The sequence below is a fragment of the Mucilaginibacter sp. P25 genome (genome assembly GCF_050859465.1).
Taxonomy (GTDB): Bacteria; Bacteroidota; Bacteroidia; order Sphingobacteriales; family Sphingobacteriaceae; genus Mucilaginibacter; species Mucilaginibacter gossypii.
The window spans coordinates 5,459,798-5,482,711 of record NZ_CP193937.1 but is presented as its reverse complement, the minus strand read 5'-3'; the positions used below and the strand labels follow the sequence as shown (position 1 = coordinate 5,482,711).

Here is a 22,914-nt window from a genome sequence, read left to right as displayed (position 1 = left end):
TGGATAAATGGAGAGAAGAACTTTTTGAAAAATACAGGCCTGCTAACAGGCGGACTATTGCTAAACCAAAACCTGAGCGCAATACAGCCCGGGGCCGATCTCGTTAAAATTGCAGTGGTAGGCTGTGGCGACCGTGGTACCGGGATTATGAATATCCTTAACGGAATGCCCGATCAGTTCCGCATTACTGCCTTGTGCGATGTGCTCGATTTTAGGCTGACAGCAGCACAAAAGCTGGTTAAGCCTGGTTCAGTAAAAATATATACGGATTACCGTAAATTAATTGATGATAAGCAGGTGGAGGCGATCATCGTTGCTGTTCCGCTGTACCTGCACTACGCTGTGGCTGCTGATGTTATCCGCTCGGGCAAGCATTTATACCTGGAAAAAACGATGACCTATACCATTGATCAGGCGCTTGAACTTGTGAGCCTGATGCATGGGCGCAGCAACCAGGTGCTGCAGGTTGGTCACCAGTACCGCTATTCGCCTTTATATTACCGGGTTAAAGATATGATCAATAAAGGCTACCTGGGCAAAGTGACGCAAGTGGATTGCCGCTGGGACCGCAATGGCAACTGGCGCCGCCCGGTGCCTGATCCTTCACTGGAACGGGCCATCAACTGGCGCATGTACAAAGAATATTCGGGCGGACTGGCGGCCGAACTGCTTTCGCACCAGATTGATTTTATTAACTGGGTTTTTGATACCCATCCGCAGGAATTTTTTGCTACCGGCGGGATAGATGTGTTTAAAGATGGCCGGGAGACCTATGATAACGTACAACTGATGTTACGTTACCCGGACCTGGGCCTGATCGGTAATTTCGGCGCGATGTGCGGCAATGCGCATGACGGGTATCTTTTCAAGATTAAAGGTACCCTGGGTACTGTATCCCTGCTAACCGACCAGGGCATGTTTTACCCTGAGAAAAAACTATTGAAAGAAAAAGGGACAGTAGACGGCGTAACCGGTGCAACACGCATTGTATGGAATAAAGAAGGAGGCACACCTATTCTGCCCGAGGCCACGAAAGACGGTACCTGGTATGCATTCAATGATTTTTATCAGAAAATACAGCATAATGAGCTACCGGATAGTAATGTATTTACAGGAGCCCGCACCGCCATCAGTGTGCACCTGGGCAACCAGGCGCTGTACAGCAAAAAGATCTGCAACTGGGATAACAGTTATAAGATTGGATAATTAGAAGCCCCGATATCGCAGACATCGGGGTTTTGTGTTTATAACCAAAAAAATCAAAATAAATTTGCGAAACCAATTAGTTGCGCATATATTTGCAACCAATCAGTTTCTTATTTAAATAAACCAAACCATGAAAACTAAAATCCTATTTGTTTTATGCCTGTTAACCGGGCTAATGTTTATCAACGCCGGTTGTGACAAATTTTTTCATTACATGCCCATGCCTAAAGAAATGCCTGAAAAAATGGTGAAAGCGGGCCAGGCCTTTATGCAAATAGGCTGGCTCATGCCGCTGGTTGGTGCCATGGAAATCCTTGGCGGTTTATTATTGATTATTCCAAGAACCAGGGCGCTCGGCGCATTAGTACTTGTACCTCTTTTAACCGGTATTTTATTGGCTAATATTAGTATGGCTCCATCAGGTTTACCTATCGTATTAGTATTGATCGCAATTGTTCTTTGGGTAATTATTGACAATTGGGAAAAATACCTGCCCATGATCAGGAAATAAGTTTTAAATGAACCGGCGGTCTTATTAACCGGTTCGTAAATAGTACTTCAATGAGAAGAGACATTTTTCAGGCTGTTGCCGATCCTACCCGCAGAGCTATTATCGCTTTAATAGCATTGCAGGCAATGACACCCAATGCTATTGCCGAACATTTTGATACTACCCGACAGGCAATTTCAAAGCATTTGCGGGTTTTAACCGAATGTGAACTGGTGAAACCGGAGCATCGGGGCCGGGAGATTTACTATCTATTGGAGATTGACAAAATGAAAGAAATAGACAAATGGCTGGAGCAATTCCGGAAAATATGGGAGACCCGGTTCCTGCAACTCGATAACCTTTTAGCAACCTTAAAAAAACAACAAAAATGAAAAATAACTTGCACTTCGATTTTATTGCCGACAAAGTAAAAAATACGCTGACCATCAGACGTGAGTTTTTAGCCGACAGACCATTGGTTTGGGACTGTTATACTAAAAGCGAATTGCTCGATCAATGGTTTGCACCCGCGCCCCTAACCACAAAAACCAAATCAATGGACTTTAGCGAAGGTGGCCACTGGCACTATGCCATGGTGGAGCCTAACGGCACAGAATATTGGGGCTGGACAGACTATCTGAAAATCAAGCCTATTGATTACTATACATCATTGGATGCTTTTTGTAACGCAGAAGGTGAAATAAATAAGGATCTTCCCCGTGCGGAGTGGTTTGTGAATTTTACCGATAAAGGAGAAAACGCTTTGGTAGAAACCATTGTAACTTACAAATCGCTTTCAGATTTGGAAACGGTTATCCAGATGGGCATGGAACAGGGAATGATGGCAACCCTCGAAAAACTCGACCAATTATTATTGACCTTAAAAAAGTAAAAAATGAGCAATAAGATCACTGTTGCCGCTACGGTAAGTGCAGATGCTAAAAAAGTTTGGGATTATTACACCAATCCCGAACACATTACAAAATGGAACTTTGCAGATCCTTCATGGCAATGTCCTGCTGCATCAAATGATATGCGGGTAGGCGGAAAATACTCGGCAAGAATGGAAGCTAAAGACGGGAGCTTTGGTTTTGACGTTGAAGCTACTTATGACGAAATTGTTGATGGCGAAAAGTTTACCTATACCATGTCAAACGGCAGGCAGGCCTTGGTTGCCTTCAAAGCCAATGATAATCAAACTGAAGTTGAGGTAGCTTTCGATCCTGAAGATCAAAATCCCCTTGAAATGCAAAAACATGGCTGGCAGGCGATACTTAACAACTTTAAAAAATACGCCGAAGAAAATTAACGTGCTCAGGAAAGTTACCGTTAATGGTAGTTTTAAAAAAGCTGGATGGAAACATTCAGCTTTTGTACTTTTTACTCTGCCCTTAGTTTAGGAGTAGGAAAATGTATCCAACAAAACTATCATTCTTTTTACAAAGTCCACGCTTCCTGTCCCGCCTGTACACTTCAATATTCTCACGTAGCATGTTAGTATTGTTACATTTATCAAGCCACATATTTTATACATTGTACAGGTAAATCAATCATGTTATGTTGTTTAAGATCAAAATGCTTTGTGCCTGCATTACATTATCGGTATGCTCTGTGCTTTCATTTGCGCAGCAAATAAATTATCCTCCTGTTGATAAGGTTGCTGCCGATTTTAAAAAACTGCTGGAAAGGCCGCGTGTTCCGTTAAATCCATCTTTTACTATCACTCATACAGATTCAGTTATTATAGAACACGGTTTTATTTATAGCGAAAAGAATGAGCTGGTGCCTATTCTTATTTATAAGCCGGTTACCGGGACCAAGCCATATCACGCTGTAATTTTTTTACATGGTACAGGTGGTAAAAAGGAAGACAGCAAAAAGATGTTGTACCAATTGGTTAAAAGAGGGATCATGGGCGTAGCCATTGATGCCCGCTTTCATGGTGAACGCATTGCCGGAGGCGCGCACGGCTCAAAAGAATATGTTGCAGCTGCTACCGCTGCCTGGGAAAATAAGGACAAAGCCCATCAAACGCATCCATTTTTGTTTGATACCGCTTTCGATCTTTGGAGGGTAACCGATTACCTGGCAAGCAGGCCTGATGTAGATGCTAACCGCATCGGTATGGGCGGCATATCCATGGGAGGGATGGAAACATGGCTTGCGGCATCAATAGATAAGCGGATAAAAGTAATTGTGCTGGATATTGCAGTGCAAAGTTTCAAATGGTCGTTAGATAATGATAAATGGCAGGGGCGTGCAGGTACTATTCAGGGAGCGCATTTGCAGGCAGCCAAAGACCTTGGCGATTCGGTATTAAACAAGCATAATGTACAGGCTGTATGGGATAAACTATTACCCGGTATCACAGGCGAGTTCGACTGTCCGTCGATGCTGCGATTGATAGCGCCACGTGCCATGTTGATTGTAGGCACAGAAAATGATCCCAATTGCCCGCTTCCCGGAGCAAACATAGCTTACGCTTCGGCCATACAAGCATATAGATCGAAAGGGGCAACCGATAAGATTATGCGCGATGTAACGCCAAAGCTATTCCATACATCTACGCCTGAACATTTTAAAATGACGTTGGATTGGTTTAGCAAATGGTTGTAATACAGCATTGTAATATTAAGGGAAGCCATTAAGTATTTCTAAGAAGCTGTTTAAAGAGTGATTTATTCATTGCCTTTGGCTTCAGCCAACGGTAAAATAGCCAATGAGGAGAGGGCTTTAGCCAAATTCAGATGGTATTTTGGCTAAAGCCCCTTAAATTTACGGCATTATTCCGTTGGCTGAAGTCAACGGCAATGAATTTTATTGAATAATTAATAAGTCGCTAATTTAAACACAGCTAAGTCTAAAAAATAAAATTAACAAAAATTTGCTAAATCGATTTTATTATATAATTTGGTCGTGCAATAACCAATTAATAAATACCGGTCAATTTTAGTTCTGAAGGTTTATCTGTCATAAAAAACTTACGGTAAACTAAACTTTCTATCCGGTACCGCTATTATGAACATAACTACACTACCAGCCTTAAAAAAATGTTTAATAACCGTATTTGCCGCGGGTATGTTGTTTATTCCGGCAACAGTGCTGAAAGCGCAAAATGCGGCTTCCTATGTTAATCCTTTTATAGGAGCCAGCACCAGTGCCGATGGAGCAGGGGTTTACCATGGCTTAGGTAAAACGTTTCCGGGCGCTGCCTCACCTTACGGGCTTGTACAGTTAAGCCCAAACACCATAACCGGAGGCGACAATGGCTCGGGCTATAGCTATGAACATAAAAGTATTGAAGGCTTTGCCTTTACTCAAATGAGTGGCATTGGCTGGTATGGCGATCTGGGGAATTTTTTGGTAATGCCTACAGCGGGGCCAATTAAAACCAGTGCCGGTAAACCAGGCACTACAGGGGTTGGATATCGTTCTGCTTACGATAAAAGCACTGAAAAAGCATCGGTCGGATATTACAGTGTTCTGCTAACTGATAATCATATCAAGGCCGAAGCCACTGCCGCCCCTCATAGCGGCATGTTGCGCTTTACCTTTTCACAAAATAAACAATCGAGTATCCAGATTGATCTGGCCCGGAGGGTAGGGGGAACGTCAACGCTGCAATATGTAAAAGTAGTTGATGACCACACTATTGAGGGCTTTATGAAATGCACCCCTGAGGGTGGCGGCTGGGGCAATGGTGACGGACATGCAGATTATACAGTATATTTTTATGCACAATTCAGCAAGCCGCTTAAAAACTATGGCATCTGGAGTGCCGATATTCCAAGCGACTGGGGCCGTAAGCTGGACGACGTTACCGGCGATAAATACCAGGAACGCGTAGCTAATGCTGAGATCCTTAAAGGATTGAAGGAAAAGCAGGGAAAGCACCTTGGTTTTTATAGCGAATTTGCTACCAAAGCCGGTGAACAGGTATTGCTTAAATCGGGTATTTCATTTGTGAGTATAGCCGGTGCCAAATCCAATTTGCAAGCCGAAATAAAAGACTGGAATTTCGATGCTGTTCATCAGCATACCGTTAACCTCTGGAATAACGCCTTATCAAAAGTAAGTATCCAGGGTGGCACCACAGGGCAAAAAACGGTGTTTTATACAGCATTGTACCATACCATGATCGATCCCCGCATTGTAAGCGATGTTACAGGGCAATATATGGGCGGCGATGGCAAGGTGCATCATACTACAACATTTAAAAAACGCACCATATTTAGCGGATGGGACGTTTTCAGGAGCCAGATGCCTTTACAAACTATTATTAACCCTTCGCTGGTTAATGACCTGGTTAATTCGCTGGTTACCCTTGCCAACGAAAAAAGAAAGATTACCTGGAGCGCTGGGAGTTATTAAATGCTTATAGCGGATGTATGCTTGGCAACCCGGCTGTAGCAGTAATGGCCGATGCTTATGCTAAAGGCATTCGTAATTATAATATACCAGATGCCTATAAATTAGCGGTGGGCACCGTTGAAAAATTTGGCAATGGCGATAAAGGTTTTACTCCGGGTGGTGGCAGCATAAGCTATACGCTTGAATACGCCTATAATGATTGGTGCGTTGCACAGCTTGCAAAAGCGCTTAACAAAACACACGACGTAAAAAAATACGGCGAAAGGGGAGAAGCCTTTAAAAACATTTTTGACGCAGATAAAGGTTGGTTCCGGCCTAAGGATAGCACCGGCAACTGGCTTCCATGGCCTGCGGAGGGGCGCATTAAACAATGGTATGGCTGTATTGAGAGCAACCCTTATCAGCAGGGATGGTTTGTACCGCAGGATGTTGATGGTATGGCAAAATTGATGGGCGGCCGCGACAAAGTGATAGCTGATCTGAACAATCTTTTTGAAAAAACGCCCGATAACATGATGTGGAATGATTACTACAATCATTCCAATGAGCCTGTACACCATGTTCCATTTTTATATAACAGGTTGGGCGCTCCATGGCTTACCCAGAAATGGACCCGTGAGATCTGCCGCCGGGCTTATAAAAACTCCGTAGAGGGTTTGGTGGGCAACGAAGATGTGGGGCAGATGTCGGCCTGGTATGTATTGGCAGCGAGTGGCTTGCATCCCGTTTGTCCCGGCGATATCAGGCAGGAGATCACCAGTCCGGTATTTAATAAAGTAACGTTAAAGCTTGATCCTAAATACGCAAAGGGTAAAACCTTTACCATCATCGCCAATAATAATTCGGCAAAAAATATTTATATACAGGGGGCAAAGCTTAACGGCAAAGCCTATAATAAATGCTATATCGATTATAAGGATATTGCAGCAGGCGGCACCCTTGAACTAAGTATGGGCGCAACGCCCAATAAAAACTGGGGGATCTGATAATTTAGAACATGAGTGAAGGAAAGATGAGCGGGGATTTTTTATACATAATTGCTAAATCGATTTTATAAATTGAATGATTTTACTGCACCGACCAAACATCAAACCAAATTATAAACCAAACCAAATTATGAAAACAAACCTGTTCACCTGTACCATGACGGCTATGGCCTTGCTGGCCTCGTGCAGCAAACAAGCTGCCGTTAAGTACCCCAAACCTTTTGTACGCACAGATTCTGTACAACTAACCAGCGGATCGCCGGTAAGCTCATACGGAACCTTTTTCATCACTAACGTGTTAAGCGGTAAAGCTATTGAAATTAATAGCAACGGTATGCTTAATGATGGCACCGGTGCGCAGCAAAACCAATACTCGGGCAGTGGTACGGCCACGGCCCCCAACCAAAAATGGATAATTGTACAACAGGGCGGCGGTGCTATAACCAGCACCACCAAATTTAAGATCATGAACGTAGCCAGCGGTAAATATCTGGAAGTACCCTTGGCCACCACGAATCCCGGTACAGGCCTATGGCAGGATAAAGCCAACACCAACAATGCCCAGCAGTGGTATATTCAGGCAGTAAGTACAGGTGTTTATAAAATTATTAATGTGGGTAATGGCCTGGCGGTCACTAATCATGGATCATCTGCTACTAATGGTACACCTATTACCCAGGAAGTATTTGTTGCCGGGAATACGGCGCAAACATGGCTGCTTAACGGGCTTATCGCTGAAGCGTACCGGGATGATGATGTAGTAAACTTTTTTCACCGTACCAATGGCACTGTGGCTTTTGATGAGGGAAAAAGTATCCCGCTTACCTATGGCACCAACAACGGAAAAGTGCTTTGGATAACTGAAGATGCCTATGAATCGTCACAGCTTCAAAGTAACGGACAGTTGTATTGCCAGTTTTTTAAGTATCATAATTCGGCCCTGCTGCAGCCGGCCAGTCACAGCTGGGATCAATCACTTACGCCAAATATCACTACCAATAATTCGCCGGTAAACAGCATGGAGATCATTGAAAGCCCGGGCGATCATAACTCAACCTATCGCTGGCCCGGCGCAGGAATTGAGGCCGGTAGCCACGTTTATCTTTACACATTTGAATCGGCCAACGGAGCTACGCCCGAAAACCAGGTGCTGTATGACTTAACTCAAAACACATCCGGACTTAACTGGGGTACAGCCGCGCGGTTAACACCTGCGGGTATGTCGGGCCAAACAGAAACCGGGTTTTCAAACGGGATGGTTAAAAACGCTACTAACGACTCGGTATATGTTTACGGAAGCAAAAGCGTTTTCTTTAATACGTCCAATGTATTCCTGGCCCGCTTCCCGGTAAGTAACCCGTCTAACTGGTCGTTCTGGACAGGCTCTTCATGGTCGTCAACCCGTACAACCGCTTCGGCGGCAGCTTTATCTGTAGGTGCGGGCAATACCACGCAGCAAAATGTGACCATATCAAAAGTGAACAATAAGTACGTAATGATGCAAATGGACCTGGGCTATTTTTGTGATCCGGCGAGCCATAACATTTATATTTCAACGGCCGATAGTCCTAAGGGGCCTTTCACTGCGCCCAAAATGGTTTTTACCATTAATGATGTTTACCAGGGCCATTTGGCTAAGTACTATACCCCGGCCATCCACGCTGAGTTTTTAAACGGCCATAACGAGTTGCTTGTTACCTATTGCCTTAATTATAACGGTGATGGCGGCAGCTGCAGCACAACCACCTGCGTAAATAATAACCAGGATCCTAGCTTTTACCAGGTAAAAGCAGTAAGGATCCCGTACAGCCTGGTGGGTTTATAGTTTGAATTTATTTTTTGCTGAACACATTATAATTAACAGTTAATGAAAAAGTTGATTTTATTATTAGTACTGATAGCAGCCCGGGGAGCAGTAACTGCCCAAAACATAGCGCCATTTCGCGCGGGCGACCGGGTGGCTTTTGTTGGCAACAGTATTACGGATGGGGGCCATTACCACTCGTACATATGGTTGTACTATATGACCCGTTTCCCTAACATGCGGATAACCTGCTATAACGCCGGCATTGGCGGCGATGTTGTAGGGCAGATCAACGATCGTTTTGAAGATGATGTGTTCAGCAAAAAACCAAATGTATTAACCCTTACCTGGGGCATGAATGATACCGGTTATTTTGAATGGTACCGCCCCGATGCACAGGATGTTATGGATAAAAGGATCCAGGGCTCATACGATAACTATACACTGCTGGAAAACAAACTAAAGCAACACCCTGAGATCCGTAAAATTTTTATTCTTGGTTCGCCTTATGACGAAACCAGCAAGTTTACTACCAAAAACATCTATCCTAAAAAAGTGCGGCTTTTTCAAAAGTGATCGATTTTCAGCAAGCAGCAGCGAAAAGAAATAACTGGGGTTATGTTGATTTCTATCATCCCATGACAGAGATCAACCTGCGTGAGCAAGCCAAAGATTCCACCTTCAGCTTAACGCCTAATGACAGGGTGCATCCTGACAATGACGGGCACCTCGTGATGGCTTATCTTTTTTAAAGGCGCAGGGCTTCAGCAATAAAGTAGTGGCTGATGTGGCTGTTGACGCTAAAAGTAAAAAGACCATTAAGGCGGTGAATTGTAAAGTAACTAACGTGGTTTCTTCGGCAGATTCCGTATCGTTCAATTACCTCGCAAATTCATTGCCTTATCCCATTGATACTATTCCGCGTGGTTGGGGAAACCGAAAAAACAAGCCGATGCGCTTAAGGTTGTGCCGTTTACCAAAGAAATGAACCAGGAGTTGCTTACCGTTAAAGGGTTAAAAACAGCTAATTATGATGTCATTATCGATGGAGAAAAAATGGGGAGTTGGTCGACTGAGCAATTGGGCGCAGGTATCAACCTGGCCGAGATCACTATAACACCGCAATATCAGCAGGCTATCCAGATCAGGGAACTAAACGAAGAACGCTGGGACATTGAAAGGCGTATCCGCATGTATACCTGGATGCAGTTTGACTTTTTAAAAGGCAAAGGCTTGTTGTTCCATGATACCAACGCCGCTATGGATACCATAAGCAAGTATGCCAAAAAAGACATTTTTGTTAATGGAAATAAAGATAATTATACCCGTGCCCGCTACAAAAGCCTGCGCGATGCCTGGCAAAAAGAAATGGATGTACTTACCAACCAGATCTATGCTATCAATAAACCGCAAAACCATCGCATCACCATCATCGCCTCAAAATAAAATCACTATATACTGATGAATATTAAAAAGTTACTATTTATTCCATTATTTATCGGCTTTGCAGTCTGCAGTTTGAAAGCTGCCGCTGCAACGGTTGATACGGTGCTGACCCACAGTGCCATAATGAACAAAGATATTAAGGCTGTGGTGATCAAGCCGGCCGATTATTCAAGCACCAAAAAGTACCCGGTATTATACCTGCTGCATGGCTTTAGCGGCAATTACAGCGATTGGATTAAAAAAGTCCCTGCTGTTGCCGGTTTGGCCGATACTTATCATTTTATCATAGTTTGTGCCGACGGCGACTTTGCGGGCTGGTATTTTGATAGCCCAACCATTAAGGATTCACAATACGAAACCTATGTAGGTACCGAACTGGTGAACTGGGTTGATAAGCATTATTCAACCATAACCGACCGGAAGGGGAGGGCCATAACCGGTTTGAGTATGGGCGGACATGGCGCGTTGTATATAGCGTTTAAGCATTTAGATAAATTTGGTGCTGCCGGGAGCATGAGTGGCGCAGTTGATATCAGGCCTTTTCCGGATAGTTTCGGCATCGAACGCGTATTGGGTAAATACAGCGAACACCCCGACAGGTGGGAACAAAACAGCGTGGTAAACCTCATTTACCTGTTAAAACCCAACTCACTTGCTATTACTTTTGATGTTGGTTATGATGATTTCCTTTACCAGGCTAACCAGGAGCTGCATGAAAAGCTGCTTGAACGCAAAGTCCCTCATGATTATACTGTAAGGCCGGGAGGCCATACCTGGGAATTTTGGGGCAATTCCATTAACTACCAGGCACTGTATTTTAGTCTTTTTTTTGGTGGAAAAAATAGTTAGTGCCGGGTTACCGATAAATTGCGCTACGTTTTTAGTTCAATGTACACGTTCAGGTATAAAAAAGAGAAAATCAGTCCAGTGGCTTCCGGTTTAGTATTATCGACTTAAATAGATAACGCTTTTATAATAACAATTACAACATTTTCAACCGATTGCAAATGTTGTAATTGTTAAAATTCCGGTATCGAAATTGTGATTTTAAAAATTATAAAAAAATAGTGTGAAAAATTTGCTAAATCGTTTTTATAAACTATATTAGTATCGGATTTCGACATCTGAATTATAAACCAATTAACAAACAGCTTTTAAAACGTTTGCTCCGCGGGTTAAAATATGAAATTGCTAAAACGATTTTATGTTTTTCTGTCGAAGCATGATGTTAACTAACCCTATAGTATGAAAAAACTTTACTTCAAGGTTCTTGCTTATTCGGTTTTCGGGGGCTTCCTTGTTTTTACTTCATGTAAAAAGGAAGGTTTCCTGGGGCAAACACAAACATCAAACCTAACCGGGGAGACAGTGTTTACCGATAGTGCCAATACCGTATCGTTTTTAGCCGGCATTTACAGCAATGTTGGTTTTAGTGCGGCGGCAGGAAGGTTTACCTACGGGCCAATACTTTCGCCTACGCCTAACGGCGGTATCGACGCTGCCTCCGACGAAGCGGAAGTATCAGCATCTGCCGGATCAACAGCCCTGGCATTTGAAACGGGCACCATCAATGCCGCCGTGGTTACCGATGATGCATATAAAACCTGTTATACCAATATCCGGTCGGTAAACCAGTTGCTTAAAAATTTGCCTAAGGCACCCATCAATAATTTCGTCAAAACACAAATGAAAGCTGAGGCGCGGTTTTTACGGGCCTGGTATTATGCTATATTACTGAAACATTACGGCGGTGTGCATTTACTTGGCGACAGTGTTTACACGTATACGGATAAGATCCCCGCTGCCCGCAATACCTATGCCGATTGCGTGAATTATATCCTTGCCGAGTGTGACGTGGCAGCGCAGGACCTGCCGACTGTGCAATCGGGGGTAAATTATGGAAGGGCATCAAAAGGGGCTTGCCTCGCTTTAAAAGCGAGAGTGTTGCTTTACGCCGCAAGCCCTTTGTTCAACGGGCAGTCTATCGGTGAGGGTAAAACGCTCGAATTGGCGGGATACCCGGCTTACGATAAAGAGCGCTGGAGACTTGCCGAACAAGCTGCGGCTGCCGTTATCTCAACTGGCGTATATAGTCTCAACGTTGACAATGCCACTGCCCCGGGTTTTGGCTTTCAAAAGCTGTTTACCAAGCGTGTAAATACCGAATATATTTTCCAGTTGATGCGCCCGACCGGCAACGTGGATTTAGAGAATTTATGGCAGCCGCCAACCCGTACGGGCAAAAACGGTGCTTTCCCCCTGCAGGGATTGGTTGATGCTTTCCCGATGAGCAACGGTAAAAGTATAACAGACCCTACATCAAACTATAATCCCAATAATCCATATGCTAACCGCGATCCGCGTTTGGATTATAGCATCATCCATGACCAAACACCTCTGCAAATCAGGCTTTCGTCGGGTACCTCGCCCGTAAATATTTTTGTCGGTAAATATAACGGAAATACAACAGGGCCTGATGCCGTACATGTTGGTACTACCACCGGATACTACACCAATAAAATGCTCGACCCGGCTGCCGTAGCCAACGATTTTATGCACCGGACAGATCGTTGCCTGCCATTGATCCGCTATGCCGAGATCCTGCTGAACTATGCCGAAGCTGCTAATGAATATGAAGGGCCAACCGCATTAGTTTATTCGGCAGTTGAGGCTATCCGTCAACGGGCGGGCTTAAACCCATACCAGTTGCCCGCAGGTTTGAGCCAGGCTGATATGCGTACAGCTATTCAAAATGAACGCCGCATTGAGCTGGCTTTTGAAGAGCACCGTTTTTGGGATGTGCGCCGCTGGAAAATTGCCGACCAAACGGACAACATTACAACCAAAGGCATGGAGGTTGACCGCGATGGTGCTGCGGTAGCCTATAAACAATTTGATGTGCGCAAACGCAATTTCCGTAAAGCGATGTACCTGTGGCCTTTCCCGCAAAGCGAGGTAGCCAAATCGCCCGAACTGATCCAGAACCCGGGCTATTAATCACCGACAGTATAGTAGTATTGATATGAAATATAATTACAAAGCAAAATGGTTTTACCTGCTGTTGATAGCTGTCTTTATGATGACAGTATCATCATGTAAAACCGAAAAGATAGTTCCCGGAAGCGAGGCCCCCAAGGATATCGCCGGCAACTGGCGGGTGATCAAAGCTACCCGTAATGGCACCGATTTAACCTCCATTATTGATTTTAGCCAGTTCAGGATCAGCTTTACCGATAAAGGGTATACACTGGTGAACAAATTGCCCTTCCTGGTAAGCAAGGACGGTGCTTTTGCACTTGATGATCCGCAGTATCCGTTTAAGATCACCTTTACTGCCACGGGCGATAAGCCGGTTTCAACAGCTTTTACTTATCCTATAGTAAACGGCAAGAGGCAGCTAAGCATAACCTTCAGTCCGGGCTGTACCAATAATACTTATGTGTACGTGCTTGAAAAAGCCAATTGATAAACTAAAAGCAACCGATAAATTATGAGATCATATTTACATATAAAAGGTAAAAATTTATGGAAGCTGTGTGCTTTGGTGGTGCTGGGTATTGCTTTAGCCTGCTGTGGCGAACAAATTACCAGTGTTGATCAGCCGGCCACAGCTACCGTAGGTTCAGTTGTGCCGATAACGGTACACTGTGATATCCCTACCGTGGGAGATGGAGGCCCCGACTACCTCATTTTTGGTTTTTGGTGCCTAAAGGCTGGAAGGCAGCGCAGAATACCACTATAACTTACACCAGCAAACAAGGTAACGGAACCATGTCCCTGATACCCGACGGTACTTTACCTAAAAAGGGCGACGGCCTTACCTGGTCGGCATACATGAAAAAAACTTTCGGTAACGGTGGTAACCTTATTGATGACATGGAATGGGTGGCTTACCAAACTGATAAAGCCTACAGCCATACCGGTGGGGTAGAGTTTATTGTCGACCTGAATATTAAAACAAAAGTAGGCGCTGATAATAATAACATGTTGGTTAAACTGGGCTATACCATAACCGACAGCGGTAACGGTTTTACCAGCGATGGCAACGGTACTTATTACAGTGTGCTGCTTGGTAATACCTGTTTTGAAGTAACCGGCGGCAGCGGTGACCTGGTTGACTTTTGTAACCCGCAGCTTACCACTATCGATCCGCCAAAATCATTGGATAACGATTTTGTAACCCTGACTTTTGATGGTACAGTTACCGATACACAGTTAAGCGGCGCAAGTGAAGTTTACCTGTGCGCAACGGCCTACACCAGCGATGGCAAAACCATAAAAGTTTGTGAGCAAACCACTAAAACATTATTGAAACAAACTACTGCCACCAGTAAAAAGTACCAGCTTACGTTTTGGCCGAGATCATTCTTTAATGCAGGGGATACGCAAACCATCACAAGAATGGAGTACTTCCTTACAGATAAAACGGGCAAGGTAAAGGTAGGGTATGGTAATACTGATGCCCCGTTCACCTATACATTTAAATGCGGTTGATCTGTAAATGAAATAAACAAGCAGATGCACTACACAATATTGCTTTTGCTAAAACGATATTTAAACCTTTTGCCAACAATTTTAAACCTGAAAAATATGGCTTATTGCTACATAAATAAATGTTTAACAGGTATCACGCTGTTGATGCTGCTACTGGTTAAAACCAGCTATGCAGCCATGCAGCAGGATACAGCTTCCGTGGCGCCTGCACGGCCCGGTCAGGTAAGCGGTATTGTACTTGATGAGTATGGTAACCCACTACAGGGTGTTAAAGTAATTAATAAAGGAAAAAATAGTACCCTAACTACCGGTAAAGACGGCATGTTTGCCATCAACGCCATAAAGGGAGATGCGCTGGTATTTACCGCCGCGAATTATAACGCCCGGCAAGTTACTGTTAAAAACACTGCTAAATTAACGGTGAGGCTCATAGATAGCTATATTCAGGCACCTAAAACCATCAATGTGCTTTATGATACCATCAGCACATCAAAAAATGTGGGTGCCATATCAACTATCTATACCAATCAGCTTACCAGCACTCCTGCAACTTTATATACCTATGCTTTACCCGGGCAACTCCCCGGTTTGTATACCCAGCAGTATAGCGGTTTCGCCGCACCTCAAACCGGCGTGCAGACTGTAAATGATTTTATCGGGGCGGTAGTGCAGCACAATAATTATTCGGCCAATGACAATACCGAGTTCGGCCTTTCATTAAGAGGACAGGGGCCGATAACGATTATCGATGGTGTTCAGCGTGAGATAGCGTCGCTTGATCCGGAAAGTATCGAATCGGTTTCGGTATTAAAGGACGCGCTTTCAAATATGATGCTGGGCATCAACAGTTCGCGCGGTACTTTACTTATTACTACTAAACGCGGTCAGGTGGGTACGCCGCATATTTCATTCACTGCACAAACGGGCACCCAGCAGCCTTTAGGCTTGCCAAACCCGCTGCCTGCTTATCAATATGCGTATTTATATAACGAAGCGTTACAAAACGATGGTAAGCCGGCCCTTTACAGCAGTGCCGATTTTAACGCCTACCGCAACCACACCGACCCTTTAAGACATCCGGATGTTAACTGGTTTAAAACCATATTACGCGATAATTCGCCGATGACCAGCTACAAGCTTAATGTTAACGGCGGTACCCAGGTAGCGCGGTACAGCGTGTCATTAAACTACCTTGACCAGGCCGGGATGTTCCGCACCGCATCAGCTGTACCCTACAACACCAATAATGATCTTAACCGCTATATCATTAACTCCGATCTCGCGGTTAACGTAACCAAAAAATTTACTGTCGATCTTCAGTTATTTGGCCGTATCCAGCAAAGCACGCAGCCAGGGGCAGGGTATGGAAACATATTGGGCGCTCTTTACAGCACGCCAAACAATGCATATCCGCTTTATAATCCAAATAACACATTTGGCGGTACAACAACATATACCAACAACCTGCTTTCGCAAACCGAGTTTTCAGGCTATCAGCGCACCAGCAGCAATGATGTACTGGCCAACCTCGATCTGAATTATAACCTCAGCAGCATAACACCAGGCTTATCGGCAAAGGCAAAAGGCAACCTTGCTTTTTCATCGCAAAGTTTTTTAAATCGCTCATTGCAAAATAATGCCTATTCTTTTAACGCCGACAGTTCTTATTCGGCAGTGGGCTCATCAGTTGCGCAAAACAATTCGTTCAGTACGGTTTCAAGCGCCCGCTACTCGTTTGCCCAGGCATCAGTTAATTACGACAGGACTTTTGGTAAAAGCAATATAACCGGTATGGCACTGTATGATGTACGCTCGGTTGTATTAAACTATGACCTTTCGCAGGTAACAACAAACCGTGCATTAAAAGCAGGTTATAATTATGACGGTAAATACTTTATTGAAGCGGCCGCCAACAGCAGCGGTTATAACCGTTATCCTCCGGGCAATCAATATGGCTTGTTTTACGCCGGCGGTATTGGCTGGCAAATGGGTAAAGAAGATTTTATTAAAGATAATTTCAGCTGGATAAACTCATGGAAATGGCGCGCCACCTATGGTAAAACCGGAAACAACAACGTAGATAATTACGGTTACTATAATTTTTTGCAAACCTACGGCCCTTCGCAGGGCTATTCATACAGCACAGGTACCAGCAAAAGCCCGGTACAGGGTTATTTTGAAAACACATTGGCCAACCCATACATCCGTTGGGAAAAAGCCCGCAAGCTGGATATAGGGGCCGATATCTCCCTGTTTAATAATCATTTCAATATTACTGCCGATTATTACCACGACAGGTATTACGATCTGTTGCAGGTTAGAGGAAACAGTATTGCTTTGTTGGGTACCTCATATCCTTATGAAAATTTAGGTATTAATCTTTACAAAGGCGCTGAACTTACTTTAACTTATCAAAATCACATCCAAAATTTCAATTACTTCATTTCGGGTAATGCCTCTATCCAATCGTCTAAAATTATTTTTAGCGACGAAGAGCCATATCCTTACCCATGGCTCAGGCACACCGGTCGCTCAACCAACGCTATTTATGGTTACACGGCTATCGGTTATTTCAAGGATGCCCAGGATGCTGCCACCAGTGCAACAACTACCGGTTACACCGCGCAGGCAGGAGATGTAAAATACAAAGACCTTAACGGCGATCATATTATCAACCAGTTTGATGTTTCGGCTATAGGCGGTAACCGGCCGCTGGTTTATTATGGCTTTTCGGCGGGTTTCAATTACAAAGGTTTTAGCCTGAGTTTCCTGTTACAGGGCGTAGCGAACCGTGAGCTGATGTTCAATAACTCGCAGGTGAACGGCTTTGCAGGTGTGGGTTTCCTCGGGCTTACTTACAGCGGGCAGGCGTACAACACCATTTTAGGCCGGTGGACACCCGAAACCGCTGCTACGGCTACTGCGCCAAGGTTATCAATAGGTAACGCCAATAATACCGCCAACTCAACCTTGTACCTGCGCAAGGGCAATTATGTGAGGCTTAAAAATGCCGAAGTAGGTTACAATCTGCCTTATGAGTGGGCGCATAAGCTCAGGCTATCGGGTTTGAGAATATTTGTGAACGGCGAAAACCTGTATACACTGTATGGCTACAAAGATTTTGATCCGGAGGTATACGGTACTGCTTACCCAATTCAAAGGGTAATAAATGCCGGCGTTAACATTAAGCTTTGATTTTGGCCATCATAAAAATATTACGATCATGAAGAGTTTCAACAAAATAATTTTAGCGGCCGCCGGCATCTTAACCATAATGGCCGGCTGTAAAAAATATGAGCAGTTCCCGGTTGATAAGGTTACTATCAATTACGTGTTTGATAAAAAAGATTCCTTAGGCACCAATGCCCAAATGTTCCTGTATGGGATTTATGCAGCGCTCCAAAACGGGCACAACAGGGTAGGGAACGACTACCTTGACGCGGCCAGTGATGATGCCATGTCATCGGCTTCGGTATCATCAAATGTAGTAACCATACTTTCAACAGCATCTTATAATTCATATACTATCCCCGCCGGCGAAAACCTTTGGGCTTATTATTACGCAGGCATCCGCAAGGCAAATGAGTTTGTGAATAATATTGATGTAGTGCCGGTGCTGGCCCAATATCATGGTTATTCCATGAAATATGTATGGAAAAGCGAGGCCCGTTTTTTAAGGGCGCTATATTATTTTGAGCTGGTTAAACGTTACGGTGGCGTTCCCTTATTGGGCAACAAGGTGTTTACTATAACAGATAATGTAGCCTTGCCCCGTAATTCCTTTGCCGATTGTATCAAATACATTGTAAGCGAATGCGATGCCATTAAGGACACCCTGATGAGCGCGCCGCTGAGCAACCCTAATGCTGATTATCACCGCCCTACCAAAGGTGCCGCCATGGCTTTAAAGGCCAAAGTACTGCTATATGCGGCAAGCCCGTTATTTAACGGACAGAATATTGATGCCTCAAATCCGCTAACCGGTTATACCGATTTCAGCTCCGACAGGTGGGCACAGGCTGCTGCTGCTGAGAAAGCGGTAATGGACCTGAATGTTTATTCGTTATTGCCCAGCTTTAAAGATGTATTTCTGACTCAAAACAGCTCTGAAAATATATTTATCCGGCAAACAGATAATTCATCCTCGATTGAAACCACTAACGGTCCCGTTGGATTTACCGGGGCAGTAGGCAAGGGGCAAACCAGTCCTACACAACAATTGGTTGATGCCTTCCCCATGAAAAGCGGTTTGGCTATTACTGATCCGGCATCAGGTTATAACCCGGACAACCCTTACCAGAACCGCGACCCGCGCTTAACATATACCGTGCTCTATAACGGTGCAAGATGGCTTAACTCAGATCTGCAATTGTACGAAGGAGGGGCCAGCAAACCCAACGGCTCATTACAACAAACCAAAACAGGCTATTACATGCGCAAGTTCATGGGCAATTTTGAAAACACCAATGCCTACGCCGCTCATGTCATAGACTGGCAGATCCTGCGCTATGCTGATGTTGTTTTAGGCTATGCCGAAGCACTCAATGAATCGGCCGGAGCAACTCCCGAGGTTTATAATGCTGTTATCAGCATCAGGAAAAGGGCAGGGATAGATGCGGGCACCGGCAATTACGGGCTTAAAGCCGGTATGAGCAAAGCGGAGATGCGCGCCATCATCCAAAATGAGCGGCGCCTGGAAATGGCTTTTGAAGAGAACCGCTACTGGGATATCCGCCGCTGGAAAATTGCTGAAACGGTTATGAACCAGCCGCAAAAGGGGATCAGCATTGTGAAGATAGGCTCCAGCCTTACCTATAACGTGGTGAATGCGCTCACTACCAAATTCGAAGCGCCTAAGATGTACCTGTACCCAATACCTTATGACGAGGTTTTGAAGAACCCGAATATGAAACAAAATCCAGGATGGTAATCTCAAAACTTCAGCCAGTTAAACCAAAAAAATTAAGCTTTATGAGAAAAATAATACTTCTCTTCCAGATATTAATGATCTTGCTCCCGGCGGTGTCATTTGCGCAAAGCAGGACCGTAACAGGTACTGTACGCGATATTACCGGGGTATTGCCAGGGGTATCGATAATTGAAAAAGGTGTTCCGAATAATGGTGCTATTACAGATCAGGGTGGTAAGTTCAGGCTTGTTCTTAAAGGGCAGTCAAATACCATCATTGTGCGTTTTATTGGTTATATCCCGCGTGAGCTCCGTGTATCGGAATCGGGCAGGATGGATATTATCCTGCAAACCAATACCAACGGTTTGGATGAAGTAGCCGTAGTAGCTTACGGAACCAAAAAAAGGATCACTAATACCGGTGCTGTAAGTTCCATTTCGGCCAGTGAGATCCGTACCGTGCCAACGGCCAACGTGCAAAATGCTTTAACCGGTAAATTGCCGGGCTTTTTTCGCAGCAGGGTTCGGGCCAGCCGGGTAAGGATGCTTCCGATTTTTATATCCGCGGGGTAAGCTCGCTAAACCCGTCGGGTAACCAGCCACTGATTATTGTAGATGACATCGAGTATAGCTATGACCAGCTGCAGCAGATCAATGTTAATGAGATAGAGAGCATCTCGATTCTGAAAGACGCGTCAACTACAGCTATCTACGGTATCAAAGGCGCTAACGGCGTATTGGTGGTGACCACCCGCCGCGGCAAGGCCGGCACCCCTAAAGTGAACCTTCGTGTGGAAAGCGGCATCCAGCAGCCTACTAAAACGCCGCAGTTTTTAGATTCATATAATACAGCGGTATTGATTAATGAGGCCCAGCATAATGACGGCATCCCGCTTAGCTTTACCCAGCAGGACCTTGACCTCTTTAAAAATGGATCCGATCCATACGGTCACCCCAATGTTGATTGGTATAATAAAATTTTTAAGAAGTACACCTATCAAACCAATGCCAACCTGGATATTTCGGGTGGTACAACCGGGGTAAAATATTTCATCTCGGGTGGCGCGCTAAACCAGAATGGCCTGGTACGTGATTTTGCCGATCCGCAAAGTTTGGTGAATACCAATTACTATTTTAAACGCTATAACTTTCGCTCAAACCTCGATCTGAAAGCCAATAAAACGCTTGATCTGCGACTGGACATTACCACCCGTTTTTCGGATCTGAACCAGCCTTATAACCAGAACGCCGTAAGCGAGGTATATAATTTTACCAAGGAAACGCCTTTTACGGCGCCATATCTTAATCCTAACGGAAGTTATTCATACGCCTATTCATCATTTAATCCCGATCACCTGCCAACGCTTAACGCCAGGCTGGCAACAGGAGGCTATCAACACTCCCGCCGTACCGATTTTAATGTACTTTTTGGTGCTACGCAAAGGCTTGATGCTTTAACCAATGGCCTTTCGGTAACGGGCAGGGTTGCTTATTCGAGCATTGCACAATTTACCAAGCAAATTTTTAACGGTGGTATCCCTGCCTATCATTACGATCCGGCTACTAATCAATATTCCTTAAGGCCGGGTGCTACTTATGTGTATCAAACTTATGCTTTAACGGGCAGCACCGATATCAATACCAATAATTACAACCTGCAGCTTTATGCCAACTACGACAGGACATTCCGTGGTTCGCACCATTTTTCGGGATTGTTGTTGTTCAATCAAACTTCGCAAACGTATTTCACCTATCCGCTACTTGATGGCGCGCAGGTTGGTGTGCCGCAAAAGTTCCGCGGTATATCGGGCAAGGTGGGATATGACTTTAAACAGAAATTTCTGTTCGACTTTAACGTAGCCTATAACGGCACCGACCGCTTTGCCGCTAATCATCGCTTTGGGATTTTTCCGGCTGTGAGCTTTGGTTATAACATCGCCAAAGAGTCGTTCTTTGAAAAGGCTCTCCCTATGTTTAGTCTTTTGAAAATAAGGGGCAGTTATGGTTTGGTTGGTTCGGATGCAGCGCCGGGTAACCGTTATGTATATAACCAGGTCTACAATCAGGGCGGTGGTTACAATTTTGGCGAAACAGCTCAAAACTACAATACTATATATGAAGGCTCATTGGGCAATCCGAACGTAGTTTGGGAACGTGCCAAAAAGATCGACATAGGCCTGGATGCCAACTTGTTTAATGATAAAATATCCATCACAGCCGATTATTTCCACGATATCCGTTACAATCAGCTAATTACACCGGGGAGTATACCGGAGATTTTGGGTGTTGGTTTGCCTGCCGTAAACATCGGTAAAACCCGTAACCAGGGCCTTGACGGGCAGATCAGCTATCATAGCACGCTTGGCAAAGTACAATACAACGTTGGTTTCGTGTTCTCGTACGCTAAAAACAAGATCCTATATGAAGATGAGGCTACGCCGGCATATCCATGGCTGGCGCAAACCGGTCATTCAATCGGGCAGCAATATGGTTATCACTTTTTGGGATACTATACTGCTGCCGATATTGCCGCCATCAATTCGGGAAGCAAATCGGTACCCGTACCTGATAACGGTATCCCACTACAGCCCGGCGATCTGAAATACCAGGACTTGAACGGTGACGGCATTATTAACGTTTTTGACAAAAGGCCGATAGGCAATCCAAACCTGCCAAATACCATACTGGGTCTTTCATTGCAGGCTGTTTACAAAGGTTTTAGTGTAAGTGTGCTTTTGCAGGGATCGTTTAACTACAGTTTCGCGGTGATTGGTACAGGTATCGAACCATTTCAAAGCCAGTTTCAGCCCATTCACCAGGAACGCTGGACGCCCGAAAACCCGGTTAATGCCGCCTTCCCAAGGTTAACTACCAATCCAACTTCCGTAAACAGCCCTACGGCTTATTTTTCTGATTACTGGTTATTAAATGCACATTACGTGCGGTTAAAAACCGTTGATATAGGTTACCAATTGCCAACCAACCTGTTACCATTTAAGATTAATAACGCCCGCATTTATATGAGCGCATATAACCTGCTCACGTTTGATAACTACAAAAAATATCAGCAGGACCCCGAAATTGCTACCAATACCGCGGGCGATGCGTACATTAACCAGCGGGTGATTAACCTGGGCATCCAGGCCGGTTTTTAAAAACCAATAGATAAACCAAAAGGAGCTGGCGGTGCGGTGCCGGCTTCCTTTTTG

Annotated in this window: 21 protein-coding genes; all 21 read left to right on the top strand. The window is 44.6% G+C overall.

What is annotated here, in order from left to right; all coding sequences use genetic code 11:
• Positions 1–24 precede the first annotated feature (24 nt).
• The 21 genes from ACRQ5D_RS27640 (at position 25) to ACRQ5D_RS27540 (ending at position 22,860) form a co-directional block, all read left to right on the top strand.
• On the top strand, positions 25–1,206 hold the full coding sequence (locus ACRQ5D_RS27640) for a Gfo/Idh/MocA family protein (protein ID WP_431198479.1): 1,182 nt from the start codon (positions 25–27) through the stop codon (positions 1,204–1,206).
• A 130-nt stretch (positions 1,207–1,336) separates the two neighbouring features.
• Positions 1,337–1,717 carry a MauE/DoxX family redox-associated membrane protein gene (locus ACRQ5D_RS27635; protein ID WP_091162734.1) on the top strand — a complete coding sequence of 127 codons (381 nt, stop codon included), beginning with the start codon at positions 1,337–1,339 and terminating at the stop codon, positions 1,715–1,717.
• A gap of 50 nt (positions 1,718–1,767) precedes the next feature.
• The gene (locus ACRQ5D_RS27630; protein ID WP_091162735.1) at positions 1,768–2,088 is read left to right on the top strand and encodes an ArsR/SmtB family transcription factor; all 321 of its coding nucleotides are present in this window, start codon (positions 1,768–1,770) and stop codon (positions 2,086–2,088) included.
• Positions 2,085–2,588 carry an SRPBCC family protein gene (locus ACRQ5D_RS27625; protein WP_091162736.1) on the top strand — a complete coding sequence of 168 codons (504 nt, stop codon included), beginning with the start codon at positions 2,085–2,087 and terminating at the stop codon, positions 2,586–2,588. The genes ACRQ5D_RS27630 and ACRQ5D_RS27625 overlap by 4 nt, the downstream gene beginning before the upstream one ends.
• A gap of 3 nt (positions 2,589–2,591) precedes the next feature.
• Entirely contained in the window at positions 2,592–3,005 is a 414-nt protein-coding gene (locus tag ACRQ5D_RS27620; RefSeq protein ID WP_091162737.1) for an SRPBCC family protein, read from the top strand.
• Between the two features lie 248 nt (positions 3,006–3,253).
• Positions 3,254–4,312 (top strand): acetylxylan esterase, encoded by a 1,059-nt coding sequence (locus ACRQ5D_RS27615; RefSeq protein ID WP_432327285.1) that lies wholly within the window; start codon positions 3,254–3,256, stop codon positions 4,310–4,312.
• Between the two features lie 402 nt (positions 4,313–4,714).
• Positions 4,715–6,067: a GH92 family glycosyl hydrolase gene (locus ACRQ5D_RS27610; protein WP_431198478.1), complete on the top strand. Its 1,353-nt coding sequence runs from the start codon at positions 4,715–4,717 to the stop codon at positions 6,065–6,067.
• Positions 6,068–6,084: 17 nt separating this feature from the next.
• Positions 6,085–7,053, top strand: a complete 969-nt coding sequence (locus ACRQ5D_RS27605; RefSeq protein WP_431198477.1) for a glycoside hydrolase family 92 protein — start codon at positions 6,085–6,087, stop codon at positions 7,051–7,053.
• 130 nt (positions 7,054–7,183) lie between these two features.
• The gene (locus ACRQ5D_RS27600; RefSeq protein WP_176844349.1) at positions 7,184–8,878 is read left to right on the top strand and encodes an RICIN domain-containing protein; all 1,695 of its coding nucleotides are present in this window, start codon (positions 7,184–7,186) and stop codon (positions 8,876–8,878) included.
• 42 nt (positions 8,879–8,920) lie between these two features.
• Complete coding sequence (locus ACRQ5D_RS27595; protein ID WP_432327283.1) at positions 8,921–9,433, top strand: GDSL-type esterase/lipase family protein; 513 nt, start codon at positions 8,921–8,923, stop codon at positions 9,431–9,433.
• Positions 9,430–9,609, top strand: a complete 180-nt coding sequence (locus ACRQ5D_RS27590) for a hypothetical protein (RefSeq protein ID WP_432327281.1) — start codon at positions 9,430–9,432, stop codon at positions 9,607–9,609. Before ACRQ5D_RS27595 ends, ACRQ5D_RS27590 begins: the two co-directional genes overlap by 4 nt.
• Positions 9,610–9,784: 175 nt before the next feature.
• On the top strand, positions 9,785–10,303 hold the full coding sequence (locus ACRQ5D_RS27585) for a hypothetical protein (protein WP_432327280.1): 519 nt from the start codon (positions 9,785–9,787) through the stop codon (positions 10,301–10,303).
• 15 nt (positions 10,304–10,318) lie between these two features.
• Positions 10,319–11,152 carry an alpha/beta hydrolase gene (locus ACRQ5D_RS27580; RefSeq protein ID WP_091162742.1) on the top strand — a complete coding sequence of 278 codons (834 nt, stop codon included), beginning with the start codon at positions 10,319–10,321 and terminating at the stop codon, positions 11,150–11,152.
• Between the two features lie 396 nt (positions 11,153–11,548).
• On the top strand, positions 11,549–13,300 hold the full coding sequence (locus tag ACRQ5D_RS27575; protein ID WP_091162743.1) for a RagB/SusD family nutrient uptake outer membrane protein: 1,752 nt from the start codon (positions 11,549–11,551) through the stop codon (positions 13,298–13,300).
• 25 nt (positions 13,301–13,325) lie between these two features.
• The gene (locus ACRQ5D_RS27570) at positions 13,326–13,769 is read left to right on the top strand and encodes a DUF5004 domain-containing protein (RefSeq protein WP_091162744.1); all 444 of its coding nucleotides are present in this window, start codon (positions 13,326–13,328) and stop codon (positions 13,767–13,769) included.
• 24 nt (positions 13,770–13,793) lie between these two features.
• Positions 13,794–14,045 (top strand): hypothetical protein, encoded by a 252-nt coding sequence (locus ACRQ5D_RS27565; protein ID WP_432327277.1) that lies wholly within the window; start codon positions 13,794–13,796, stop codon positions 14,043–14,045.
• Complete coding sequence (locus tag ACRQ5D_RS27560; RefSeq protein ID WP_432329886.1) at positions 14,006–14,797, top strand: DUF4961 domain-containing protein; 792 nt, start codon at positions 14,006–14,008, stop codon at positions 14,795–14,797. The genes ACRQ5D_RS27565 and ACRQ5D_RS27560 overlap by 40 nt, the downstream gene beginning before the upstream one ends.
• 96 nt (positions 14,798–14,893) lie before the next feature.
• A complete protein-coding gene (locus tag ACRQ5D_RS27555; protein ID WP_091162928.1) occupies positions 14,894–17,992 on the top strand; it encodes a SusC/RagA family TonB-linked outer membrane protein in 3,099 nt (1,032 codons plus the stop codon).
• A gap of 28 nt (positions 17,993–18,020) precedes the next feature.
• Complete coding sequence (locus ACRQ5D_RS27550) at positions 18,021–19,727, top strand: RagB/SusD family nutrient uptake outer membrane protein (RefSeq protein WP_091162929.1); 1,707 nt, start codon at positions 18,021–18,023, stop codon at positions 19,725–19,727.
• Positions 19,728–19,768: 41 nt separating this feature from the next.
• Positions 19,769–20,278 carry a carboxypeptidase-like regulatory domain-containing protein gene (locus tag ACRQ5D_RS27545; RefSeq protein WP_432327274.1) on the top strand — a complete coding sequence of 170 codons (510 nt, stop codon included), beginning with the start codon at positions 19,769–19,771 and terminating at the stop codon, positions 20,276–20,278.
• Positions 20,203–22,860: a SusC/RagA family TonB-linked outer membrane protein gene (locus tag ACRQ5D_RS27540; protein WP_432329884.1), complete on the top strand. Its 2,658-nt coding sequence runs from the start codon at positions 20,203–20,205 to the stop codon at positions 22,858–22,860. The genes ACRQ5D_RS27545 and ACRQ5D_RS27540 overlap by 76 nt, the downstream gene beginning before the upstream one ends.
• Positions 22,861–22,914: the final 54 nt, after the last annotated feature.